The following is a 23828-nucleotide window of genomic DNA, read 5'->3' on the forward strand; positions in this document are numbered from 1 at the left end:
CGTCACCTCGGCGTGCTGGGCTCCTCCCGTGAGCCCGCCGCCGCGAGTGACGGCGCCACAGGGTTTCCGAACCAAGAGGAGTTCCGAGAACATGGCAAATTTCAGCCTCGCTGACGTCAAGACGCTGCGCGAGCAGCTCGGTACCGGCATGGTCGACACGAAGAACGCGCTCGTCGAGGCCGACGGCGACCTGGACAAGGCGGTCGAGATCCTCCGCCTCAAGGGCGCCAAGGGCAACGCGAAGCGCGCCGACCGCTCCACGAGCGAGGGCCTCGTCGCCGCCGCCGAGAAGGACGGCGTCGCCACGATGATCGAGCTCGCGTGCGAGACCGACTTCGTCGCCAAGGGCACGAAGTTCATCGCCCTCGCCGACGCCGTGCTCGCCGCGGTCGTCGCCGCCGGCTCCACCACGGTCGAGGAGGCCCTCGCGGCCCCCGCCGACGGCAAGACCGTCGCCGACCTCATCAACGACGAGGCCGCGATCCTCGGCGAGAAGGTGGAGCTGCGCCGCGTGGCCTCCGTCTCGGGCGAGCACTTCGCGATCTACCTCCACAAGACGAACAAGGACCTGCCCCCGCAGGTCGGCGTGGTCGTCGGCTACGCGGGCGAGGACGCCGAGACCGCGCGCTCCGTCGCCCAGCACATCTCGTTCGCGAACCCGTCCTACCTCTCGCGCGAGGACGTGCCGCAGTCCGAGGTCGACAACGAGCGCCGCATCGTCGAGGAGATCTCGCGCGGCGAGGGCAAGCCCGAGGCCGCCCTGCCGAAGATCATCGAGGGACGCGTGAACGCGTACTTCAAGCAGGTCGCCCTGCTCGACCAGGACTACGCGAAGGACAACAAGCTGTCCGTCAGCAAGGTCCTGAGCGACGCGGGCCTGACCGTGTCGGGCTTCGCCCGCTTCAAGGTCGGCGCCTAACAGCACTGCAGGAGGGAGTCCGGGTCGTTCAGTCGACCCGGGCTCCCTTCGCTCTGCCCGGGGCGGTCCCGGGCGTGGTCGCGGGGCCCGCTCCGCGCGGGATAGGTTTGTACGGGTCTACGGGAGGAAACGTCCATGACGGAGACGGATGCGATGACGACGGGCAAGCGCCGCAGGGTGCTTCTGAAGCTGTCGGGGGAGGCGTTCGGAGCCGGCACGCTCGGCGTGAACCCGGACGTGATCAGCGCCCTGGCGCGCGAGATCGCCGATGCCGCGACCGAGGTGGAGATCTCGGTGGTCGTCGGCGGCGGCAACTTCTTCCGCGGAGCCGAGCTCTCGCAGCGCGGCATGGACCGCGGCCGGGCCGACTACATGGGCATGCTGGGCACGGTGATGAACGCCCTCGCCCTCCAGGACTTCCTCGAGCAGGCGGGCGCCGAGACGCGCGTGCAGTCAGCGATCGCGATGACGCAGGTCGCGGAGCCCTACATCCCCCGCCGGGCGATCCGGCACATGGAGAAGGGCCGCGTCGTCATCTTCGGCGCCGGCGCCGGACTCCCGTACTTCTCGACCGACACGGTCGCCGCGCAACGCGCGCTCGAGACGCACGCCGACGTGGTCCTCGTCGCCAAGAACGGCGTGGACGGCGTGTACGACGCCGACCCGCGGACGAACCCCGACGCGAAGAAGCTCGACGCGCTGACCTACCAGGAGGCGCTCCAGCGGGGCCTCAAGGTGGTCGACTCCACCGCGTTCAGCCTCTGCATGGACAACGGCATGCCGATGCAGGTCTTCGGCATGGAGCCCTCGGGCAACGTCGCGAAGGCCATCCGCGGCGCCGAGCTCGGCACGCTCGTCTCGAACTAGACTGACCACTTCCCTCTCTTAAGGAGCTCCCTGTGATCTCGGATGTACTGGCCGACGCGAAGACCAAGATGGGCAAGGCCGTCGAGGTCGCCAAGGAGGACTTCTCCACGGTCCGCACCGGACGCGCGAACCCCGGCATGTTCCAGAAGGTGCTGGTGAGCTACTACGGCACCCCGACGCCGCTGTCGCAGCTCGCCTCGATGCAGAACCAGGAGGCCCGCACGCTCGTCCTGACGCCCTACGACAAGGGCTCGCTCCGCGACATCGAGCAGGCCATCCGGGACATGCCGAACCTCGGCGCGAACCCGACCAACGACGGCACGATCATCCGGGTGACCCTGCCGGAGCTCACCGCCGAGCGCCGCAAGGAGTTCGTCAAGATCGTCCGCACCAAGGCCGAGGACGCCAAGATCGCGGTGCGCAACATCCGCCGCAAGGGCAAGGACGACCTCGACGCGCTGAAGGGCGACATCGGCGACGACGAGCTCGCCCGCGGCGAGAAGGAGCTCGAGGCGCTCACGAAGCAGCACGTCGACGCGATCGACGAGGCGCTCAAGCGCAAGGAATCCGAACTGCTCGAGGTGTAGCGGTGCCCGAGATCCCCGAAGGACCCGAGGGCGGCGAGAAGAGACCGTCTCCGCACGTCCCGGGTGCCCGGGGATCCCGGATGGTCACCCGCGACGCGCTGCGTGCGCGCGCCCAGCAGGGCCGGGCCGACGTCGAGCGCCAGCTCGAGGCGACCCGCGCCCAGCTCGAGGCGACGAACGACCGCCTGACCGCGCGCTCGGGCCGGAACCTCGTGTCGGCGACCGCGATCGGACTCCTCGGCGGCGGTGCGATGGTCGTCAGCCTCCTCCTGGTCAAGGAGCTCTTCATGGTGCTCGCGGGGGTGGTGGTGCTGCTCGCGGCGCTGGAGCTCTCGAACGCCCTGCGCCACGCCGGGCGCGACATCCCGCGCATCCCGACCGGGATCGTGGCGGTCGTCGCCGTGCCGGCCGCCTACTACGGCGGCCTCGGCGCCGCGTGGGCCACGGTCCTCGGCGGATCCGTCCTCGTCGGCCTCTGGCGGCTGGGGGAGCAGCTCTTCCGGCGCACCGCCTCCAGCCGGAGGGACCTCGCCCTCGACATCGGCCTCGGCGCGTTCGTCCAGGGCTACACGACCTTCCTCGGCGCCTTCGCGATCCGTCTCGTCGCCGAGCCCGGCGGCCAGCTCTGGGCGTTCGCGTTCCTGGTGCTCGTGATCGTCGTCGACACCGGCGCCTACGTGAGCGGACTCACCTGGGGCAAGCACCCGATGGCACCGCGTATCAGCCCGAAGAAGACCTGGGAGGGGTTCGCCGGTGCGGCCGTAGCGGGGATCGTCGTCGGCGTCCTGCTCGCCCTGCTGATGCTCGGCCAGCCCTGGTGGGTCGGTGCGGTGTTCGGGGCCGTGGTGCTGCTCACCGCGACGCTCGGCGACCTCGCCGAGTCGCTGATCAAGCGCGACATCGGCATCAAGGACATGAGCTCCTGGCTGCCCGGCCACGGGGGAGTCCTCGACCGGCTGGACTCGATCCTGCCGTCGGCCGCAGCGGCCTACGTGCTGTACTTCCTCTTCGCCCACTGAGCGCACGCCTCGCCGGGGCGTGCCGATTCCGCTCCCGGCGCGCGGCTTGGCATGATGTCGGGATGACCGCTCCCTTCCCCCGAGCCCGCGAGTCCCGTCCCGGCTACGACACGGCCGAGGTCGACTCCTTCCTCGCGTCGGCGCGCGAGGCCTACTCGCAGCTCTCCGGGGGACCGGCGGACCTCCGCGCCGCCGACCTGCGCCACACCGCGTTCACCCTGCGCAAGGGCGGCTACTCCGCGCCCCACGTCGATGCGGCGCTCGAGCGCCTCGAGGACGCCTTCGCCCTGCGGGAGCGCCAGTACGCGATCGCGGCCCGGGGCGAGGAGGCGTGGCTCGCGGACGCGCGGTCGACGGCCCAGGAGATCGTGAACCGGCTGGCCCGCGCTCCCCGCGAGCGGTTCACCCGGGCCGGCGCTCTCACGACGGGCTACAATATCCGCCAGGTCGACGCCTTCGCCGACCGGATCTCCGGGTACTTCCGCGACGGATCGGTGCTGACCGTGGACGACGTGCGGACCGTCTCCTTCGCCCCGCAGCGCGGCGGGTACGCCGAGGCGCAGGTCGACCTGCTGCTCGACACGGTCGTCGACGTGATGCTGGCGGTCCGCTGACCGGAGCCGGATCTGCTGGCCGATCAGGTCATCGTCCGTTATGCTTTCGTAATCGTGGCTCAGCATCCTCAGACCTCCGTCGCCCACACGCCCGCGAACCGCACCAGCGGTCGCCCGGCGATCCCGCACCAGACCCCGGTGCGGCGCTCCTGGGCTCGGATCCCGGTGACGGTGCTGGCCTTCACGGCGTCGATCGCGTTCGCCATGGTGAACGTCGTCGATCCGTCCAGCGGCGCGGTCGCCTCCCCCTACTACCAGGCCCCGGCGCGCTTCAACGGCGACTCCGCGCAGCGGCTCGTCGTCGCGGACGCCGTCGAGCGGACCGTCCAGCGCGACTCGTTCGGCGCCGAGGCGAAGCCGACGCCCACTCCGACCCCGACGCCCACTCCGACCGAGACTCAGACCGCTTCCGCGACCGCCGACGAGGAGGAGTCGGGCTCCGCCGAGGCGGAGACCGCCGCTCCCGTCCAGCGCGCCGCCGCTCCGGATCCCGGATCCGCGAAGGCGATCGCCTACGACATGATCGTGCAGCGCGGCTGGGCCGACAGCGAGTACGACTGCCTCGTCCTCCTCTGGAACCGCGAGTCCGGCTGGAACGTCTACGCCGAGAACAAGTCCAGCGGTGCCTACGGCATCCCGCAGGCACTCCCCGGCAGCAAGATGGCGACGGCCGGCTCCGACTGGGCGACCAACGCGAGCACCCAGATCACCTGGGGCCTCGGCTACATCTCCGGCCGCTACGGCTCGCCCTGCGGTGCCTGGGCCCACTCCGAATCGGTCGGCTGGTACTGATCGTTCCCCTCCGCTCGGCACCGCGTCCGGCGGGCTGAGGCTCTCGCTACCCTGGTGCCGTGGATTACGCGCTGCTCGGGGTCGTCGGGATCATCACGGTCGTCACCGTCGCGCGGTTCTCGAGCCGCCTCGGGATCGCCGCACCGCTGCTCCTGGTCGTCATCGGGATCGGCGCGTCCTACCTCCCCGGGGTCCCGGACATCGAGGTAGAGCCTGAGCTGATCCTCGCGGGCGTGCTGCCGCCGCTGCTGTACTCGGCCGCGATCCAGGTGCCCCTCACCGACTTCCGGCGGAACCTGCACTCGATCTTCGGGCTCTCGGTCCTCCTGGTCGTCGTGACCGCCCTCGTGGTCGGCGGCTTCCTCTACCTCGTGTTCCCCGATCTGAGCCTGCCCGCGGCGATCGCTCTGGGCGCCGTCGTGAGCCCCACCGACGCGGTGGCAGCGACCTCGATCGGCAAGAAGCTCGGACTCCCGCCCCGCCTGGTGACGGTGCTCGAGGGCGAGAGCCTCGTGAACGACGCGTCGGCGCTGGTGCTGCTGCGCGCCGCGACGGCTGCGGCGGCCGTGGTCGGCGCCTCCGTCACGACCGACGCGATCGACGTGGGCGAGGTGGGGGTCCTCTTCGTCTACTCCGTCCTGATGGCGATCGTCCTCGGACTGGTGATGGGCGTGCTCACCGTCTTCGTGCGCTCGAAGCTGCGGGACCCGGTGCTCGACACCGCCGTGTCCTTCGCCGTGCCGTTCCTGGCCTACATCCCGGCCGAGGAGCTGGGCGCGTCCGGGGTGCTCGCCGTCGTGGTCACCGGGATCTACACGGGGCACAACAGCGCGCGCTTCCTCTCGCCGCAGTCGCGGATCAGCGAGCGGGTGAACTGGCGGACGGCGCAGTTCCTGCTCGAGAACGGCGTCTTCCTGCTCATGGGCGCCGAGATCAAGGCGATCGTCTCCGGGGTCGTGGACCCGGGCGAGTTCGGAGTGGGCACCGCGGTGCTGCTGGGTCTGGCCACCGTGGTCATCCTGATCGTGCTGCGGGCCCTCTTCGTGTGGCCGCTGCTCCTGTGGCTGCGCAGCTCCGGTCGGCGGGCGGAGCGGATCAACCGGCGGCTGGCGGTGGGCCTCATGCGACTGCGCAACAGCGCCACCAGCGACGAGCGCTTCCGGCGGCGGCAGGTGAGAGCGGAGCGGCTCTACCTCCGGCGCGAGACCGATCTGGCCGCGACCACGAGCGAGGCGTTCGGCTGGCGCGGAGGAGTCGTCCTGTCCTGGTCCGGGATGCGCGGCGTGGTCACGCTCGCCGCGGCCCAGTCGCTGCCGGACGAGACTCCCTACCGCTCCCAGCTGATCCTGATCGCCTTCACCGTCGCCGTCGTGACGCTGCTCCTGCAGGGTGCGACGCTCCCCGCGCTGATCCGGCTCACCGGCATCCAGGGCACCGACGGAGAGGCCGACCGCCGCGAGCTCGCGACGCTGCTCGACGAGGTCGCGGCCACGGGCATCCAGGCCCTCCCCGAGGCGGTGGCGGAGCTGCCCGACGGCGAGGCGGGCGAGCGCGTCCTCGAGCGCGTGCGCCGCGACACTCTGACCCGCTCGCAGGTGGCGTGGGAACGTGTCGGCCGCGCGGAGGACGCGCCGCTCGGCCCGCACGCGCAGTACCTGCGGCTGCGCCGAGCGGTCCTGCTCGCCGAGCGGGAGGCACTGCTGGACGCCCGGGGGCGCGGGGTCTACTCCTCGCGGACGCTGCGGCGGGCGCAGCTGATGCTCGACGCCGAGGAGACCCGGCTCGAGATGGACGACAGCTCCCACTGACGGGAGGGGCCCAGCGGCGGCCTCCTAGACTGGGGGGATGCCGCGCAGCAACAGACCCCGGGGCAGCCGCCGTGACGACGACGACGAGCAGCGCGACCTCTCGCAGATGCTCGCCGGCTTCCGGCGCACCGAGTCCCACGCCGGTCGGGAGTGGAACGTCCAGCCCGTCTCCGCAGCGCGGGCCGTGAAGAACTACCTCTGCCCGGGCTGCGGGCTCACCATCGACATCGGCCAGCCGCACCTGGTCACCTGGCGGGCCGACGGCGCGCTCGGCGACGTGGCCGATCTGGCCGGCCGCCGCCACTGGCACACGCACTGCTGGAGAATCCGAGGAGCACGATGACACACGAGATCCGCGGAGGCGTCGTCCTCCCCGCCCGTCGCGAGGACATCGAGCTGCACACGGCCGACGGGCTGACCCTTGTCGGGGAGCTCGCGCTGCCCCTGGAGCGCGAGCCGGTCGCGACCCTGGTCACCCTGCATCCGCTGCCCACCCACGGCGGCTTCATGGATTCGCACATCCTGCGGAAGGCCGCCGCCCGCCTGCCCGCGCTCGCCGACCTGGCGGTCCTCCGCTTCAACACCCGCGGCACCGCGTCGCCGCGCGGCACGAGCGAGGGCGCGTTCGGACACGGCACCGAGGAGCGCGCCGACGTCGCCGCAGCCCTGGCGCTCGTCGCGGAGCGCGGACTGCCGCACCCCTGGCTGGTCGGCTGGTCCTTCGGCACCGAGCTCGCGCTGAAGTGGGGGAGGGAGCACCCCGTCGAGGGAGCGATCCTGCTCTCGCCGCCGCTGCACCGCACGAGCGCGGAGGAGGTCGCCGCCTGGGGCGAGGACGGCCGCCCGCTCGTGGCGCTCGTCCCGGAGTTCGACGACTACCTGCGGCCGGAGGCGGCCGCCGAGCGCTTCGCGAGCGTGCCGCAGCTGGACCTCGTCGCTGTGGAGGGCGGGAAGCACCTCTGGGTCGGCGAGGCGCAGACCCGGCGCGTCCTCGACGAGATCGTGCGGGTGGTCGCGCCCGCCTCGTCCCCGCTGCCGACGGAGTGGGCGGGCGAGCTCGGCTGAGCCCGCCCGCGCGGCGGCCGCCTAGCGGCCGGACGAGCCGCCGTCGGGGCCGCTGCCGTCGGAGCCGTCGCCGTCGCTGTCGTCCGCGAGTCCGTCGATGTGGCCGATGAGCCCGCGCAGTCCCGACACGTAGCCGGCGATCGCGTCGCGCTCGGTGCGGATCTCGTCGAGGCGCCGCTCGGCGGTGTCCATCAGCTCGCGGCTGCGGCGCTCCGCGTCCGCGACGAGCTTCTGCGCCTGGTCGCGCGCGTCGTCGAGGAGGGCGTCGGAGTCGTCCTGGGCCTTCCGGCGCAGTCGCGTCGTGTCGTCGAGGGCGTCGCTGCGGAGGGCGTCCGCCTCGAGGCGCTTGTCGTTCGCGCGTCGGATGGCGTCGGCGAGCTGCAGGTTCGACTCGTCGAGGTAGCGCTGGGTCTGCGCGACGGCCTCCTGGTGGCGGAGCAGGTCGTCGCGGTCGGCCTCCTCGCGGCGCGCGGCGAGCTCGACCACCAGGTCGATCCGGGCCTGCTCGACCTCGCGCGAGAGCGCAGCGGCCTCGTCGGCGGACGCGGCGCGCAGGCCCGCCAGCTCGGCGTCGAGCACGGCGACGGCCTCGGCGCGCTCCTGGGTGAGCCGGGTGCGCTGGTCGGCGATCTCGCGCGCGCCCTCGGCGCGGACTGCGGCGACCTCGGCGTCGAGCGCGGCGCGGGTCGAGAGCACCTCGGCCTCGACCGCCGCGCGCGCCTGGGCGACCTCGGCCTCGACGGCCGCCCGGAGCCGGTCCACCTCGGAGGCGACCTCGGCCCGCAGGAGCTCGTTGGCCTGGGCGAGGCGGGCGGCCTCGGCGCGGGCGACCTCGATTTCGCGGGCGGCGACGGCGCGCATCTCCGCGGCCTCGCGCTCGGCCTCGGAGCGGATCGCGGCGGCCTCGCGCTTCGCGGTGGCGCGGGTCTCGGCGGCCTCGGTCGCCACGGTGCCGCGGATCGCGGCGGCCTCGCGGACGGCATCCTGGGTCATCACGTCGCGGTCGTCGGCGGCCTTGCCGAGCGTCGCCGCGGCCTGCGCCTCGGACTCGTCGCGGGTCCGGTCCGCACGGCGGCGCGCCTCGGTCACCAGGCGCTCGGCCTCGTCGCGCGCTTCCTGGAGGATGCGGTCGCCGTCGTCGCGGGTGGAGCGGCGGAGGGCGGAGGCGTCGTTCTCGGCCTGGGCGATGATCCGCTCGGACTGCTCCTCGGCCACGCGCAGGGTGTGCTCGAGCTTGGCGCCCAGGCCGGCGTAGGTGGGAGTGCCGACCTGCTGCAGCTCCTTCTCGAGGCCCTCGATCCGGGAGGACAGGCGCTTCACCTCGCGGCCGCTCTCGGCCGCCTGGGTGTTCGAGTGGATGAGCTCGCGGCGCAGGCCCTGGACGGCCTTGTCGACCTCGTCCCGGTCGTAGCCACGGAACACCTGGGTGAATTCGGCCTCGTCGTTCGCCACGTCGTCTCCTTCAGAGCAGGACCGCGGTGGGGCTCGCGGCACTCGGAAAGTGTATTCAGCGCGGAGGCCGCGGCCGGGGCGACACCCGCACCGCGCGCCGCCCGGGCCGCACTCTCGGCTTCTCCCGGGCATCGGAGCGAGGGCATCGGCTATCGTGGACTGTCTTTGTCTGTTGCCGTCGCGCCCCGGTCCGGCTGCGTACCCCGAGCCGGCCCCGGCCGTCACCCCGATCCGGCAACGCAGGAGGAGTACTTTCGTGCGGTTCGTCTTCGCCATCATCGCCACCGTCATCGCTGCCGCGATGATCGTGCTCGGCATCGGTCAGCGGACGGTCTGGGCTCCTCCGGAGTCCCTCACCGCCGAGACCGCGCTCGACTCCTCCGCTCCCTACGCGGTGATCGACGGCAGCACCCTGGGCGCCAACCCGGGACGCCAGACGATCACGGTCGAGGGCAGCGGCGACCTCGTCGTCGCCTACGCACCGACCACCGACGTGCTGGGCTGGGTGGGCGGCTCGAGCTACGACGCCATCGGCTACGAGCGCGCCGACGACACCCTCACCTCCGCGGAGGAGACGGGCGAGCGCGTCCAGCTCTCCTCCGACGTCGAGACCGCCGACGCGGCGGTCGTCGATCCGCGCGGCTCCGACCTCTGGCTCGAGGAGTTCGAGGGGAGCGGCAGCGTGACCCTGGCGCTCGACGTGCCGGAGGACGTCTCCATCCTCATCGCGAGCGACGGCACCGCGCCGGCAGCCGACTCCGTGCGCGTCAGCTGGCCCGTGGACACCGCGACGCCCCTCGCCGGCCCGCTGCTGCTCGGAGGAGCCGTGTTCCTCCTCCTCGGCCTCGTCCTCTACATCTGGGCCTTCGTCCACCTGCGCCGCCAGCACGGCCCGCGCCGGAAGGGACCGCAGGGCCGGATCCCCCGCGGTGCCCGCCGTCCCCGGCCGCGTGCCGGGATCCAGGCCTCCACGGCGTCGCCGGCGCCCTCGCGCCGCCGGGCCGCCCTGGTGCTGCCCGTCGTCCTCGGGACGACCGTCCTCCTCTCCGGCTGCAGCTCCGACTACTGGCCTGATCTCGCCGCGGGCGCGAGCGAGGCGCCGACCGCGTCCGCCACGGAGACCGCGGGGGCAGAGCCGGTCTCGGACGAGCCGACGCCCGTGGTCACCACGCAGCAGGCGGAGGCCGTCGTCGCCGAGGTCGCCGACGTCGCGTCGCGCGCCGACGCCGCCCGGGACGCCGGGATCCTGGCCGAGCGCTTCCAGGGCGAGGCGCTCACCGAGCGCACCACCAACTACGACGTCGTCGCCAAGGGCGGGACGATCGACCCGCCGCAGACGATCCCGGCCTCCCCGGTGAGCCTGGTGCTCCCGCAGGACACGGAGTCGTGGCCGCGCCTGGTCACCGCCGTCGTGCAGAACTCGACGGACACCACCCAGGCCCCGATCGCGCTGATGATGAGCCAGGCGAGCCCGCGCGTCGACTACAAGGTCGACTACGCCATCTCGCTCGAGGCCAACGCGCGCATCCCCGACGTCGCGCCCGTCACCGTCGGCACGTCGATCGTGGCGCCCGACTCGCGCCTGATGAAGCTCGCCCCGCAGTCGGTCGGCTCCGCGTACGCGGACGTGCTCGCCAACGGCGACTCGAGCCAGTACGCCGAGCTCTTCGCGGCCGACGGCGACACCCTCCGGGGGCAGGTCGGCGTCGACAAGAAGAACGCCGACCGCGAGGCGCTGCCGGACACCGCCTCGATCGAGTTCTCGAACGCCGCCGGCACGTCGCCGACGATCGCGCTCGCGACGAACGACTCGGGGGCCCTCGTCGCGGCGAGCATCGCCGAGACGTCGACCGTCCGCCCCACTGCCGAGGGCTCGACCGTCTCGACCTCCGGCGCCTCGCAGACCCTGCTGGGCACGGACAAGTCGACGACCGGCATCGAGACCACCTACGGATACCAACTGCTGTTCTACGTACCGCCCGTCGGATCGGAGGAGAAGATCGTGATGCTCGGATGGAGCCAGGGACTCGTCTCGGTGGTGCAGCTGCCGTGAGCACCGTCCCGCCCCTGCCTGGAAACCTCCGCGGCGCCGTCGACCTCTCGTCGCTGGTGAACCGCCGCACCCCGCCCGCCGCCTCCGCCGGCGCCCCGGCCGCGCCCGCCGCTCCCGGAGGCGCGCCCGGCGCGAATCCTCTGCTGCTGACCGCCGGCGACGCCGAGTTCGACCAGGTGGTCCAGCTCTCGTCGCGCGTGCCGGTGATCGTCGACCTGCGCGGCTCCTGGTCGGACCAGAGCCAGAGCATGACCGCGCTGCTCGAGAAGGTCGTCGTCTCGTACGCCGGCGCGTTCGTGCTCGTCGGGGTCGACGTGGAGTCGAGCCCGCAGCTGGCGCAGGCGTTCCAGGTGCAGTCCGTGCCGACGGTCGCCGCGATCATCGGCGGCCGCCCGGTGCCCCTGTTCAGCGGCCTCGTCGCCGAGGAGCAGCTGCGCGACCTGCTCGAGCAGGTCCTCCAGCTCGCCGCTCAGAACGGTGTGACGGGCACGGTGCCGGTGGAGGGAGCCGCTCCCGCCGAGGGCGCGGAGCCCGAGCCGGAGCCGCTGCCGCCGCACCACCAGGAGGCCTACGACGCGATCGACCGGGGCGACTACGCCGCGGCGATCACCGAGTACGAGACCGCCATCGCGCAGAACCCGCGCGACGACCTCGCGGTCGCCGGTCTCGCGCAGGTGCGGCTGCTGGCCCGCCTCCAGGGCCGCACGCTCGACGACATCCGCTCGACCGCCGCAGCCGAGCCGTCGAACCTCGACGCGCAGCTCGCCGTCGCCGACCTGGACGTCTCGGGCGGCCACGTCGAGGACGCCTTCGACCGGCTGCTCTCGATGTTCCCGCGCCTCGACGCCGAGGGGAAGGCCGCCGTCCGGGCTCGTCTCCTGGAGCTCTTCGAGATCGTCGGTCAGACCGACCCGCGCGTCAACAAGGCTCGGGCCCGGCTCACCGGCCTGCTCTACTGACGCCGGCCGGAACGCCGAGAGGCCGCCCGCTCGCGACGATCGTCGCGGCGGGCGGCCTCTTCCGTGCGGGGACCGATCAGTCGGCGGGTCGCAGGTAGAGCACGGCCAGCGGGGGCAGGACCAGCTCGGCGGAAGCCGGGCGGCCGGCCCACGGCTCCTCGCGAGCCTCGACCGCTCCGAAGTTCCCGACTCCGCTGCCGCCGTAGATCTCGGCGTCCGTGTTGACGAGCTCCTCCCAGCGGCCGGCCGTGGGCAGGCTCACGCGGTAGCCGTGCACGGGCGAGCCCGAGAAGTTGGCGATGACGGCGATCGGGCGACCCTCGCTGTCCTTGCGCAGGAACGAGACGACGTTGGCCGCCGCCGCGCCGCCGTCGATCCACTCGAAGCCCGACTGCTCGTGGTCGAGCTCCCAGAGCGACGGCGAGTCGCGGTACACGCGGTTCAGCTGACCGACGAGGCTCCAGAGACCGCGGTGGCTCGGCTGATCGAGGATCCACCAGTCCAGACCCCGCTCCTCGCTCCACTCGGAGTACTGGCCGAACTCCTGGCCCATGAAGAGCAGCTGCTTGCCGGGGTGGGCCCACATGAAGGCGAGGTAGGCGCGCACGTTCGCGAGCTGCTGCCAGTGGTCGCCCGGCATCTTCTGGATCAGCGAGCCCTTGCCGTGCACGACCTCGTCGTGGCTGATCGGCAGGACGAACTTCTCGCTGAAGGCGTAGACGAACGAGAAGGTGATCTCGCCCAGGTGGTACTGGCGCCAGAGCGGGTCGTTCGCCATGTAGTCGAGCGAGTCGTGCATCCAGCCCATGTTCCACTTGAGCCCGAAGCCGAGGCCGCCGGAGCTGGTGGGCTGGGTGACGCCGGGCCAGCTCGTCGACTCCTCGGCGATCATCATGATGCCGGGGTGCAGCTTGTAGGCCGTGGCGTTGACCTCCTGGAGGAAGCTGATCGCCTCGAGGTGCTCGCGTCCGCCGTACTGGTTCGGCAGCCACTCGCCCTCCTTGCGGGAGTAGTCGAGGTAGAGCATCGAGGCGACGGCGTCCACCCGCAGGGCGTCGACGTGGAACTCCTCGAGCCAGAACAGGGCGTTCGCGACGAGGAAGTTGCGCACCTGGGTGTGCCCGAAGTCGAAGACGTAGGTGCCCCAGTCCATCTGCTCGCCGCGGCGCCAGTCCGGGTGCTCGTAGAGCGGCTCGCCGTCGAAGCGGGCGAGGGCGAAGTCGTCCTTGGGGAAGTGCCCGGGCACCCAGTCGACGATGACGCCGATGCCGGCCTGGTGCAGACGGTCGATCAGGTACTTGAGGTCGTCGGCCGTGCCGAAGCGGCTCGAGGCGGCGTAGTAGCCGGTGACCTGGTAGCCCCAGGAGCCGCCGAACGGGTGCTCGGCGAGCGGCATGAACTCCACGTGCGTGAAGCCGAGCTCGGTGACGTACTCGATCAGCGGGTCCGCGAGGTCGCGGTAGCCCAGTCCCGGACGCCAGGAGCCGAGGTGCATCTCGTAGACGCTGAGCGGCTGCGTGTGCGGATCGACCGAGGCTCGCTTCTCCATCCAGCCGGAGTCGCCCCACTGGTGGTGCGAGACGGGGACCTTCGAGGCGGTCGCAGGCGGCACCTCCGTGGCGCGGGCCATCGGGTCGGCCTTGCGGACCCAGTGGCCGTCGCGCGAGAGCAGGTCGAACTTGTAGGAGGCTCCGGGCTCGACGCCCGGGACGAAGATCTCCCAGACCCCGGTCGTCCCGAGGTTGCGGAGGGAGTGGCCCTCGCCGTTCCAGTCGTTGAAGTCGCCGACGACCCGAGCGGCCTGGGCGTGCGGGGCCCAGACGGCGAAGCTCGTGCCCCAGACCCCCTCGTGCTCGCGGTGGCGGGCACCGAGCGCCTCCCAGAGGCGCTCGTGGCGGCCCTCGCCGATGAGGTAGAGGTCGAAGTCGCCGACCGTCTTCGAGAAGCGGTAGGGGTCCTCCGCGGTCCATTCGCCACCGCCGCCGTAGCGGGCCTCGACGGTGTACGCCTGCGGACCGAGGACGTGGAAGCCCTGCCAGATCCCGTCGCTGAGGTGGCTGAGCTCGACGCGGGCGCCGGTGGCGAGCACCACGGCGACCTTCTCGGCGAGCGGGCGGCGCACGCGGACGACCGTCACCGGGTCGGAGACGCCGGGGGCCGCGACGAGGTGCTGGCCCAGGACGTCGTGGGGGAGCGCGTTGCTGCCGGTGGCGAGCTGCTGCAGCACCCACTCCGGGATGTCGGGCAGCGCGATCGCAGCGGTGCCGTCGACGGGGCCCGAAGCGGATGCGGGGTCCGCGGTCGTCTCGGCGGGGCCGGCGGTCGTCTCGAAGGGCGCGGCGCTGTCGGCTGCGACCGAATCGGCGGCGTCCGTGTCGTCGGGCAGGTCGCCCTCGGCCCCGCTGCCGACCGGAGCGGACTCCGCGTCGTCGGCGTCGGGCTCGACGGTCACGGCGTCGTCGGCCGCGACCGGCTGAGGCGCCTCCGGGACCGTCTCGACGGCGTAGCTGCGCGCGTTCTCGCCCTCCGCTCCGGGGTGCTGTCGTGCGTCGGGTGCCGCGTCGGCGACGTGCGCGCCGTGGCCGGAGGTGGTCGCCGAGCTGGTGCCCGTCGTGGGGACCGTCTCGGCGTGCGCGCCGAAGCCCGCCTCCTCGGCCGGGCTCGTGCCCTCGGGGGTGGTTCCGCTCATCGCTCGTCCGCCTTCACGCTCAGGATGTGCACGGGCTCGACGAACGAGTCGAGCCGCACGTAGTCGTCGCTGCCCCAGGTCCAGACGGCGCCGGTGATCAGGTCCTCGACCTCGAAGGTCGCGCTCCAGTCGAGCCCGATCGCGGGCAGGTCGAGGTGGACCGTGGTCTCGCGGGCCGAGTGCGGGTCGGTGTTGACGACGACGATGATCGTGTCGTCGGTCCCGGTGCCCGTGAACGCGGCCTGCAGGTGCTTGGAGTAGACGAGGATCGCGTCGTCGTCGCTGCCGTGCACGTGCAGGTTCCGCAGCTGCCCGAGCGCGGGGTGCGAGCGCCGGATCTCGTTGAGGCGCGTGATGTACGGCGCCAGCGAGCGGCCCGACTCCTCGGCGCCGGCCCAGTCGCGCGTCTTGTACTCGTACTTCTCGTTGTCGATGTTCTCCTCGGCGCCCGGGCGAGCGACGTTCTCGACCAGTTCGTAGCCGGCGTAGACCCCCCACAGCGGCGACGCGGTCGCGGCCAGGGCCGCCCGCACCTTGTACGCCGAGCGGCCGCCGTACTGGAGGTACTCGGTGAGGATGTCCGGAGTGTTCACGAAGAGGTTCGGCCGCATGTAGTCGGCCGTCTCGTGGGAGATGCTCGTGAAGAACTCGCCGAGCTCCTCCTTGGTGTTGCGCCAGGTGAAGTACGAGTACGACTGCTGGAAGCCGACCTTGCCGAGTGCGCGCATGATCGCGGGACGGGTGAACGCCTCCGCGAGGAAGACGACCTCGGGGTGCTCGGCGTTGACCTCGTGGATGATCCACTCCCAGAAGTCGAGCGGCTTCGTGTGGGGGTTGTCGACGCGGAAGATCCGTACGCCCAGATCGATCCAGTGCCGCAGGACCCGCAGCGACTCCTGACGGATGCCCTCGGGGTCGTTGTCGAAGTTGATCGGGTAGATGTCCTGGTACTTCTTCGGCGGGTTCTCGGCGTAGGCGATCGAGCCGTCGGGGAGCGTCGTGAACCACTCGGGGTGGCTGGTGACCCAGGGATGATCGGGCGAGGCCTGCAGGGCGAAGTCGAGGGCGAGCTCGAGGCCCGCGGCCTCGACCGCGGCGTGGAAGGCGCGGAAGTCGTCCTCGGTGCCGAGGTCCGGGTGGATCGCGTCGTGGCCGCCCTCGGCCGAGCCGATCGCCCACGGCGAGCCGGGGTCGTTCTCGCCGGCGTCGAGCGTGTTGTTCGGGCCCTTGCGGAAGGAGCGGCCGATGGGGTGGATCGGCGGCAGGTAGAGCACGTCGAAGCCCATCGCGGCCACCGCGGGAAGGCGGTCGATCGCGGTGCGGAAGGATCCGCTGGTCACGGTCCCGTCCTCGTGGCGCACGGCGCCCTCGGAGCGGGGGAAGAACTCGTACCAGGCGCCGACGCCGGCGCGGGTGCGCTCGACGTGGACGGTGCGCGGCTCCGAGACGCTGGTGAGGCTCATCACCGGGCGGGCGTCGAGCGCGCCGTGGACGGCGGGATCGGTCGCCGCGGCGAGGCGCTCCTCGGCGCTCAGCGTGGTGTCGCCGACTCGGGCGGCGGTGTCGAAGAGCAGGCTGCGCTCGCCCTCGGGCCGCGAGGAGTCGTCGGCGCCGCGGCGCAGCAGGCCCTCGCCGATGGCGAAGGTGACGTCGATGTCCAGGCCGGCCGGGATCTTGACCTCGGCCGTGTGGAGCCAGGTCGCCCAGTCGTCGGCGTAGGCGCGGATGCGGTAGCTCCAGTCGCCCTCCTCGTCGAGGGCCACGAGACGGCCGTAGCGGTCGGTGCCGGTCGCGAGGAGCGACATGCGGTGCTCCGACTCGGCCCCGGACGGCGAGCTCAGCAGGAGGTCGACGCCGATGAGGTCGTGCCCCTCGCGGAAGGCCGTGGCGGCGAAGGGGACGACCTCGCCGACGAACGCCTTCGCGGGCCAGCGGTCGTCCTCGAGCCGGGGCTGCGGGTCGACGATCGGCAGGCGCTCGGCGCGGACGCGGTAGCCGCTCCCGGTCGTCGCGGGCGCCGGCGACGCATCGGGTGCGTCCGCAGTCACCGGGGCGGCCGGAGCACTGTCGGCCGCGGGGGGAGCAGGAGTCGCCTCGGGGGCGGCGGCGGGCGCCGGAGCGGCCGTCTCGGGAGGCGCCGACGCCTCCTGGGGTGCGCGTCCGCGACCCGCTCGCCGTGCGTCCTTGCCGTTCTGAGCCTTGCCGAAAGGTATCTGAGCCACGTCACGACAGTAGCGACCGGCGGCGGCTCGCACACGACGGTTGCGCCCGCGCTCGGGCCTGTGCAAACGGATCCGGGGAGCGCGTGCCGGAGCGTCGGGGCGGGTCCGCGTCCGGCCGATCCGCGGCGGCCGAGGGGTCCGCTAGGGTGACCGAGCGCGACCGCCCCGGTGCTCCGCGACCGGGCGCTCCGGGGTCCGCAGAGAGTCGAGGGGTGCCGTGAAGGCGATCCGCCGCTTCATCGTCCGCTCCGTCCTCCCGCCCGAGCTCTCGGCTCTGGGCGATCTGGCGGGCAATCTCCGCTGGGCCTGGCACGAGCCCGCCCGGCGCTTGTTCGAGCGGGTCGATCCGGAGCTGTGGCGGAGCGGGGGAGCGGACCCCACCGCTCTGCTCGGAGCGGTGAGCCCCGAGCGCCTCGCCGAGCTGGCGGGGGACCAGGGCTTCGTCGACGAGGCGTGGCGCCTCCGCGACGAGCTGGAGCGCTACCGCACCGAGCCGCGGTGGTACCAGTCGCTGCCGGAGTCCGCCCCGCGCTCGATCGCCTACTTCTCGCCGGAGTTCGGGATCGCGGCGGCGCTGCCCCAGTACTCCGGCGGACTCGGCATCCTCGCCGGCGACCACCTGAAGGCCTCCTCGGACCTGGGCGTGCCGCTCACCGGCGTGGGCCTCTTCTACCGGTCGGGCTACTTCTCGCAGAAGCTCTCCGCCGACGGCTGGCAGCTCGAGTCCTACCCCTCGCTCGATCCCGACGGGCTGCCGCTGCGCGTCGTCCGTCTCGCCGACGGCTCGCCCGCCCGCATCGTGCTGGCGCTCCCCGAGGGACGCGCGCTCTACGCCCGGGTCTGGCGCGCGGAGGTCGGCCGGGTGACCCTCCTCCTGCTCGACACCGACATCCCCGAGAACGAGGACTCGCTCCGTTCCGTCACCGACCGCCTCTACGGCGGCGGGGGCGAGCACCGCCTGCTGCAGGAGCTGCTGCTGGGCATCGGCGGGGTCCGCGCGCTCGAGCTCTGGGCCGAGGTCTCGGGCGGCGTCCTCCCGGAGGTGTTCCACACCAACGAGGGGCACGCCGGCTTCCAGGGGCTCGAGCGCATCTCCGGCCTGATCGGCGCGGGCCTGGACTTCGACCAGGCTCTCCAGGTGGTGCGGGCGAGCACGGTCTTCACGACGCACACTCCGGTGCCGGCGGGCATCGACCGCTTCGACCGCGGGATGATCGAGGAGTACTTCTCCACGGAGCTGCTCCCGGGCGTGCAGGTCGAGGACGTGCTCGCGCTGGGCGCCGAGCCGGGGGACTCCGGGACGGCGTTCAACATGGCGTACATGGGCCTGAGGCTCGCGCAGCGCTCCAACGGCGTCTCGACGCTGCACGGCGAGGTCAGCCGCTCGATGTTCTCGAGCCTCTGGCCCGGCTTCGAGACGGCGGAGGTGCCGATCGGCTCGGTGACGAACGGCGTCCACGCGGCCACCTGGACCGATCCGATCCTCCGGCGGCTCGCGGAGGAGCGGCTCGGCACCGACGACACGACGCGGGCCGACTGGGCCTCGGGTGCGCTCGGCGACACCGAGCTGTGGGCCGCGCGCCGCGCGATGCGGGAGCAGCTGGTGCGGGATGCCCGCCGCCGGGCCGCCCGCTCCTGGCGCGAGCAGAACCCGGGCGGCCTCCCGCCGGCCTGGCTCGACGAGCTGCTGGACCGGGACGTGCTCACCATCGGCTTCGCACGGCGGGTGCCGACCTACAAGCGGCTGACCCTGATGCTCCACGACCCCGAGCGTCTGCGGGCGCTGCTCACCCACCCGCAGCACCCGATCCAGATCGTCATCGCGGGCAAGTCGCACCCGGCCGACGAGGAGGGGAAGCGCCTGATCCAGCGGCTCGTCCGCTTCGCGCAGGAGCCGGACGTGCGCCGCAGGATCGTCTTCCTGCCGGACTACGACATCGCGATGGCGCAGCTGCTCTACCCGGGCACCGACGTCTGGCTCAACAACCCGCTGCGCCCGCTCGAGGCGTGCGGCACCTCCGGGATGAAGGCGGCGCTCAACGGCTCGCTCAACCTCTCGATCCTCGACGGCTGGTGGAACGAGTACTTCGACGGCGAGAACGGCTGGGCGATCCCCTCCTCCGACCGCGCGCTCGACCCGGAGGCCCGCGACACGCTCGAGGCCGAGGCGCTCTACGAGCTGCTCGAGACCGAGGTCGTGCCGCGCTACTACGAGCGCGATCACGACGGCGTACCCCGGCGGTGGGTGCGCTCGATCCGGCACACCCTCGCGACCCTCTCGCCCGAGCTCTCCGCCGAGCGGATGGTGCGCCAGTACGTCGAGGCGCTCTACTCGCCGGCCGCCGAGGCCGGGCGCGCCGTCGCCGCCGACCACTTCGAGCCGGCCAAGGAGCTGGCGACCTGGAAGCGGCGGGTCCGCGCCGGCTGGCCCGGGGTCGCGGTCGCGTCCGTCGAGTCCGGCGGGATCGACGCGGTGCCCCAGCGCGGGGACCGGCTCGCCGTGCGGGCGGGCGTGCGCCTGGGCGAGCTCTCGCCGGCGGACGTCTCGGTCGAGGTCGTGTACGGGACGACGGCCGCTGACGGCTCGCTCACCGAGGTCCGCCACCACGAGCTCGAGGTGGTCGAGGAGTCGGGTGCCGTAGTGCCGGCCGACGCGGTCGGGCGCGTGCCCTACGCCGGAGTGGTCACGCTCGACCGCAGCGGCTCCTTCGGCTACACCGTCCGCGTCGTGCCGCGGCATCCCCTCCTGGCCCGCTCCGCCGAGCTGGGACTGGCCGCCGCCGCCGGCTGACCCCGCCCGGTCCCTCTCCGCGAGATGCCGCTCCGGTGCGCCTTCCTCGGCGTCTCGCGGACCGGAGTGGGATCTCGCGGGAGGAGGACGGCGCATCGAGCGAAACGGCGCCCGGAGGAGGACGGCGGGGGAGCAGGGGTCAGCGCGCGATGTCGGCGAGGAGGGCGGCCGTCGCGGCGACGAGGTCGGCGGGGGCGAGCTCGATGTCGAAGCCCCGGCGCCCGCCCGACACGAGCACCGTGTCGTGGAGCTCGACGGTCTCGTCGATCACGGTGCGGTGCCGCGTCCTCTGCCCGAGCGGCGAGATGCCGCCGAGCACGTAGCCGGTCCGGCGCTGGGCCAGCACGGGGTCGGCCATCGCCGCCCGCCTGCCTCCGACCGCGGCCGCGAGCTCCTTCAGCCCGAGCGAGCCGGTGACGGGCACGACGCCCACCACGAGCTCGCCGTCCACATCGACCATCAGGGTCTTGAACATGCGCTCCGGCTCGACGCCGAGCGCCTCGGCCGCCTCGAGCCCGTAGCGCGTCGTGGCCGGGTCGTGCCGGTACTGGCGGGGAGTGAAGGGGACACCCGCCGCCGTCAGCGCGACGGTCGCCGGGGTCCCCGGCCCGCTCCGCGCCATCAGGCGTCCTGCTCGGCCGCCGGCCCGTGCGCGGCGAAGAGCTGCATCGAGGTGCCGGCCACGCGGATGACCTGCCCCGGCTCGAACGACTCGCCGTGCTCCAGCGGCTCCGGCTCCTCGCTGTTCCACAGGCGCGTGTAGCCGGTGACCCCCTCGCCGTCGGCGAGCACGACCGTGGTGTCCTGCTCGACGCCGTGCACCACCAGCAGGACACGGTCCGGCTCGCCCTCGACCGACGTCGAGGCCGCGAGGTACTGCAGCGTCCGGTTGGCGGCGGAGGTCCAGTCGTGCTCGCTCATCCCGCGCCCGTGGGCGTCGAACCACGTCATGGTCGTGGCGCCCGGCTCGCTCGCGTCGCCGCTGCCGTAGCGGGAGGGACGCAGCGCCGGGTGCTCGCGCCGCAGGCGCAGCAGGGTGCGCGTGTGCGCGCGGAGCGCGAGCTGCCAGTCGGCCAGGCCCTCCCAGCGCACCCAGGTCAGGTCCGAGTCCTGGCAGTAGGCGTTGTTGTTGCCGCGCTGGCTGCGCCCGGTCTCGTCGCCCGCCGTGATCATCGGCACGCCGGCCGACAGCAGCAGGGTGCCGAGGAGGTTCCGCATCGCCTTGCGCCGCGCCAGCGTGATCCGCTCGTCGGTGGTGGGGCCCTCGAAGCCGTGGTTGAAGGAGCGGTTGGTGTCGGCTCCGTCGCGGTTCGACTCGCCGTTGCCGATGTTGTGCTTGACGTTGTACGAGACGAGGTCCGCCAGCGTGAAGCCGTCGTGCGCGGTGACGAAGTTGACCGACGCGAGGGGGCCCCGCTCCGCCGAGAAGGTGTTGGAGGAGCCCGAGAGCCGGGTTGCGAAGCCGCCGATGCCGACGGGGGCCGTGCCTGCGCGGCGGGCGTAGTCGATGTCCGAGAGCCAGAAGTTGCGGGCGCGGTCGCGGTAGCGGTCGTTCCACTCCGACCACCCGGCCGGGAAGTTTCCCGTCTGCCAGCCGCCCATTCCCACGTCCCAGGGCTCGGCGATCATCTTCACGCCGGCCAGCGCCGGATCCTCGACCGCGGCCCGCAGCAGCGGGTGGTCGCTCCGGAAGTGCGCGATCTCGTCCCGGCCGAGGGTCGCGGCCAGGTCGAGCCGGAAGCCGTCGATCCCGACCTCGCCCGACCAGTAGCGCATCGAGTCCAGCGCGAGGCGCTGCGCCGCGGGCCGGCCGAAGTCGATCGTGTTCCCGCAGCCGGTGACGTCCACGTAGTGGCCCTCGGGCGTCTGGCGGTACCAGCCGGCGTCGTCGATCCCGCGCAGGCTCGACATCGGCCCGCCCGGCCCCTCCTCGGCGGTGTGGTTGTAGACCACGTCCAGGATCACCTCGAGGCCGGCCTCGTGCAGGAGCTTCACCATCCCCTTGAACTCGCGGAGCACCGCGGTCGGTCCGCCGCGCTGCGCGGTGGAGGAGGCGTACGCGGCGTGCGGGGCGAAGAAGTTCAGCGTGTTGTAGCCCCAGTAGTTGGTCAGCCCCTGCCGCAGCAGGCGCTGCTCCGACACGAACGCGTGCACGGGCAGCAGCTCGACCGCCGTCACGCCCAGATCGAGCAGCGCCGAGACCGTCGACTCGTGCGCCAGGCCGGCGTAGGTGCCGCGCAGCTCCACGGGCAGCGCCGGGTTCAGCCGGGTCAGCCCCTTCACATGCGCCTCGTAGATCACGGTGCGGTCCATCGGGGTGCCGGGCCGGGAGGAGGAGCTCCAGTCGAACGCGTCGTCCACGACGACCGAGCGCCACTCGTTCTCCGCCACCCGGTGCAGGCCCCGGGAGTACGGCTCCAGCAGGGCCCGGCGGGGGTCGAAGCGGTGCCGGGGGCCCGTCGGCCCGTCGACGCGCAGGGCGTAGCGGCGGCCGGGGGCCAGCAGATCGGAGCGCGCGGACCAGACCGCGGCGTCGTCGCGCGCCAGCGGGACCGTGCGGGTCACCCAGGTCGGATCCTTCTCGTCGTACAGCAGCAGATCGACGGCGCTCGCGCTCTGGGACCAGACCCGCAGCTCACCGCCCTGATCGTCCACGGTCACGCCGAGCCGGGCCAGGGGATCGTGAGAGGTCATGCGACTTACAGTAGTGACGGGCACCGGCTCCCTCCGTGCCCCCGACGCGGGACGAAGGGCTGCTGTGATCTACCTCGACCACGCTGCGACCACCCCGCTGCGCGCCTCGGCGCTCGCCGCGTTCGCGGAGGCGTCCGCCCACGCCGGCAATCCCTCCTCCGTCCACGGCTCCGGCCAGGAGGCGCGCCGCCGGCTGGAGGACGCCCGGTCGGCGCTCGCCGGGGTGCTCGGCTGCGAGCCGATCGAGGTGATCCTCACCGCCGGCGGCACCGAGGCGGTCAACCTCGGGATCAAGGGCCTCTACTGGCAGCGCCGGAGCGAGGACCCGGCTCGCGTCCGGGTCCTGGTCGCCGAGGGGGAGCACCACGCGACGCTCGACTCGGCCGCCTGGCTCGCCGAGCACGAGGGCGCCGTCCTCGAGTGGCTGCCTCTCGACGACGAGGGCACCCTGCGGCCGGAGGCGCTCGCCGCGGCGCTGGAGGAGGACCCCGGCTCGGTCGCCCTGGTCACGGTGCTCTGGGTCAACAACGAGATCGGGACGATCAACCCGATCGCCGAGCTGGCGGCGGTGTGCGCCCGCGCCGGCGTCCCCCTCCACGTCGACGCGGTCGCCGCCCTCGGGCACGTGCCGCTGCGGATCGCCGAGATCCGCCGCGCCTCCGGCTCCGGGCGCGGCGCGGGACTGGCCGCCGTCAGCGTCTCGGGTCACAAGGTCGGCGGGCCGATCGCGACCGGTGCGCTCGTGCTAGCCCGCGACGCCCGCGTGGTCCCGGTGCTCCACGGAGGCGGACAGCAGCGGGGCGTCCGCTCCGGCACTCAGGACGTGCCGGGCGCCGCGGCCTTCGCCGCCGCCGCGGTCGAGGCGGACGCCGAGTTGTCGGCGGAGGCGCGGCGCCTGACAGCCCTGCGGGACCGGCTCGTCGCGGGCGTCCTCGCCGCCGTGCCGGGGGCGACCCTGACCGGGCCCGCCCTCGACTCCGGACGCCGGGTCGCCAACAACGCGCACCTCGCCTTCCCCGGTGCGCAGGGCGACTCCCTCCTCTTCCTCCTCGACACCGCGGGCGTCTCCGTCTCGACCGGGTCCGCCTGCACGGCGGGGATCCCGGAGCCCTCGCACGTGGTCCTCGCGCTCGGCCGGAGCGAGGACGAGGCCCGCGGGGTGCTCCGGATGACGCTCGGCCACACCTCGACCGACGCGGACGTCGACGCCCTCCTGGCCGCGCTGCCCGGCGCCTACGCCCGCGCCGCCCGAGCCGGACTCTCGAACCGCGCGGTGCTGCCCGCCTGAACCCCTGCC

Annotated in this window: 18 protein-coding genes; 13 read left to right on the forward strand and 5 right to left on the reverse strand. The window is 72.9% G+C overall.

Features of this window, described 5'->3' with window-relative positions; all coding sequences use genetic code 11:
- The first annotated feature begins 91 nt into the window (after positions 1 to 91).
- From tsf to C5C55_RS00250, 9 genes are all read left to right on the forward strand, one after another.
- Positions 92 to 919: a translation elongation factor Ts gene (gene tsf, locus C5C55_RS00210; protein WP_104223895.1), complete on the forward strand. Its 828-nt coding sequence runs from the start codon at positions 92 to 94 to the stop codon at positions 917 to 919.
- 153 nt (positions 920 to 1072) lie between these two features.
- Positions 1073 to 1786 carry a UMP kinase gene (gene pyrH / locus C5C55_RS00215; protein ID WP_374952923.1) on the forward strand — a complete coding sequence of 238 codons (714 nt, stop codon included), beginning with the start codon at positions 1073 to 1075 and terminating at the stop codon, positions 1784 to 1786.
- 32 nt (positions 1787 to 1818) lie between these two features.
- Positions 1819 to 2373, forward strand: coding sequence for a ribosome recycling factor (gene frr / locus C5C55_RS00220; protein ID WP_104232499.1), 555 nt, complete (start codon positions 1819 to 1821; stop codon positions 2371 to 2373).
- Between the two features lie 80 nt (positions 2374 to 2453).
- Positions 2454 to 3392: a phosphatidate cytidylyltransferase gene (locus C5C55_RS00225; RefSeq protein ID WP_104232500.1), complete on the forward strand. Its 939-nt coding sequence runs from the start codon at positions 2454 to 2456 to the stop codon at positions 3390 to 3392.
- 62 nt (positions 3393 to 3454) lie between these two features.
- Positions 3455 to 4006, forward strand: a complete 552-nt coding sequence (locus tag C5C55_RS00230) for a DivIVA domain-containing protein (RefSeq protein WP_104226865.1) — start codon at positions 3455 to 3457, stop codon at positions 4004 to 4006.
- Between the two features lie 54 nt (positions 4007 to 4060).
- Positions 4061 to 4798: a lytic transglycosylase domain-containing protein gene (locus C5C55_RS00235; protein WP_258072473.1), complete on the forward strand. Its 738-nt coding sequence runs from the start codon at positions 4061 to 4063 to the stop codon at positions 4796 to 4798.
- Between the two features lie 59 nt (positions 4799 to 4857).
- Entirely contained in the window at positions 4858 to 6606 is a 1749-nt protein-coding gene (locus C5C55_RS00240) for a sodium:proton antiporter (RefSeq protein WP_104232501.1), read from the forward strand.
- Between the two features lie 37 nt (positions 6607 to 6643).
- Complete coding sequence (locus C5C55_RS00245) at positions 6644 to 6949, forward strand: hypothetical protein (RefSeq protein ID WP_181067708.1); 306 nt, start codon at positions 6644 to 6646, stop codon at positions 6947 to 6949.
- A complete protein-coding gene (locus tag C5C55_RS00250) occupies positions 6946 to 7671 on the forward strand; it encodes an alpha/beta hydrolase (protein WP_104226862.1) in 726 nt (241 codons plus the stop codon). Before C5C55_RS00245 ends, C5C55_RS00250 begins: the two co-directional genes overlap by 4 nt.
- A gap of 21 nt (positions 7672 to 7692) precedes the next feature.
- Here the strand turns inward: C5C55_RS00250 and C5C55_RS00255 are convergent, their stop codons facing one another.
- Entirely contained in the window at positions 7693 to 9123 is a 1431-nt protein-coding gene (locus tag C5C55_RS00255; protein WP_104232502.1) for a DivIVA domain-containing protein, read from the reverse strand.
- Positions 9124 to 9379: 256 nt separating this feature from the next.
- Between C5C55_RS00255 and C5C55_RS00260 the strand changes: the two genes are divergently transcribed.
- Complete coding sequence (locus C5C55_RS00260) at positions 9380 to 11176, forward strand: hypothetical protein (protein ID WP_104232503.1); 1797 nt, start codon at positions 9380 to 9382, stop codon at positions 11174 to 11176.
- Positions 11173 to 12135, forward strand: a complete 963-nt coding sequence (locus C5C55_RS00265; protein ID WP_104232504.1) for a tetratricopeptide repeat protein — start codon at positions 11173 to 11175, stop codon at positions 12133 to 12135. The genes C5C55_RS00260 and C5C55_RS00265 overlap by 4 nt, the downstream gene beginning before the upstream one ends.
- A 76-nt stretch (positions 12136 to 12211) precedes the next feature.
- Here C5C55_RS00265 and glgB read toward each other — a convergent pair whose 3' ends face one another.
- Together glgB and C5C55_RS00275 are read right to left on the reverse strand one after the other, a co-directional pair.
- The gene (gene glgB, locus C5C55_RS00270) at positions 12212 to 14824 is read right to left on the reverse strand and encodes a 1,4-alpha-glucan branching protein GlgB (RefSeq protein WP_104232505.1); all 2613 of its coding nucleotides are present in this window, start codon (positions 14822 to 14824) and stop codon (positions 12212 to 12214) included.
- Entirely contained in the window at positions 14821 to 16791 is a 1971-nt protein-coding gene (locus tag C5C55_RS00275; protein ID WP_308471107.1) for an alpha-1,4-glucan--maltose-1-phosphate maltosyltransferase, read from the reverse strand. Before C5C55_RS00275 ends, glgB begins: the two co-directional genes overlap by 4 nt.
- Before the next feature lie 472 nt (positions 16792 to 17263).
- Here C5C55_RS00275 and glgP point away from each other — a divergent pair, with 472 nt between their 5' ends.
- Positions 17264 to 19837, forward strand: a complete 2574-nt coding sequence (glgP, locus tag C5C55_RS00280; protein WP_104232507.1) for an alpha-glucan family phosphorylase — start codon at positions 17264 to 17266, stop codon at positions 19835 to 19837.
- Between the two features lie 139 nt (positions 19838 to 19976).
- Here the strand turns inward: glgP and ybaK are convergent, their stop codons facing one another.
- Both ybaK and glgX read right to left on the reverse strand, forming a co-directional pair.
- A complete protein-coding gene (gene ybaK / locus C5C55_RS00285) occupies positions 19977 to 20459 on the reverse strand; it encodes a Cys-tRNA(Pro) deacylase (RefSeq protein WP_104232508.1) in 483 nt (160 codons plus the stop codon).
- Entirely contained in the window at positions 20459 to 22531 is a 2073-nt protein-coding gene (gene glgX / locus C5C55_RS00290) for a glycogen debranching protein GlgX (RefSeq protein ID WP_104232509.1), read from the reverse strand. Before glgX ends, ybaK begins: the two co-directional genes overlap by 1 nt.
- Here glgX and C5C55_RS00295 point away from each other — a divergent pair.
- Positions 22530 to 23819, forward strand: a complete 1290-nt coding sequence (locus C5C55_RS00295; RefSeq protein WP_104232510.1) for a cysteine desulfurase family protein — start codon at positions 22530 to 22532, stop codon at positions 23817 to 23819. The two genes, glgX and C5C55_RS00295, sit on opposite strands and share 2 nt — an antisense overlap.
- Positions 23820 to 23828: the final 9 nt, after the last annotated feature.

Source organism: Rathayibacter sp. AY1C2, from assembly GCF_002931195.1.
GTDB lineage: Bacteria > Actinomycetota > Actinomycetes > Actinomycetales > Microbacteriaceae > Rathayibacter.

Excerpts from the sequence above, each read along its gene's own strand:
- tsf (WP_104223895.1), top strand. The coding sequence starts at position 92 with ATGGCAAATTTCAGCCTCGCTGACGTCAAGACGCTGCGCGAGCAGCTC.
- ybaK (WP_104232508.1), bottom strand. The coding sequence starts at position 20,459 with ATGGCGCGGAGCGGGCCGGGGACCCCGGCGACCGTCGCGCTGACGGCG.
- pyrH (WP_374952923.1), top strand. The coding sequence starts at position 1,073 with ATGACGACGGGCAAGCGCCGCAGGGTGCTTCTGAAGCTGTCGGGGGAG.
- C5C55_RS00245 (WP_181067708.1), top strand. The coding sequence starts at position 6,644 with ATGCCGCGCAGCAACAGACCCCGGGGCAGCCGCCGTGACGACGACGAC.
- glgB (WP_104232505.1), bottom strand. The coding sequence starts at position 14,824 with ATGAGCGGAACCACCCCCGAGGGCACGAGCCCGGCCGAGGAGGCGGGC.
- C5C55_RS00225 (WP_104232500.1), top strand. The coding sequence starts at position 2,454 with ATGGTCACCCGCGACGCGCTGCGTGCGCGCGCCCAGCAGGGCCGGGCC.
- glgX (WP_104232509.1), bottom strand. The coding sequence starts at position 22,531 with ATGACCTCTCACGATCCCCTGGCCCGGCTCGGCGTGACCGTGGACGAT.
- C5C55_RS00295 (WP_104232510.1), top strand. The coding sequence starts at position 22,530 with ATGCGACTTACAGTAGTGACGGGCACCGGCTCCCTCCGTGCCCCCGAC.
- C5C55_RS00230 (WP_104226865.1), top strand. The coding sequence starts at position 3,455 with ATGACCGCTCCCTTCCCCCGAGCCCGCGAGTCCCGTCCCGGCTACGAC.
- C5C55_RS00250 (WP_104226862.1), top strand. The coding sequence starts at position 6,946 with ATGACACACGAGATCCGCGGAGGCGTCGTCCTCCCCGCCCGTCGCGAG.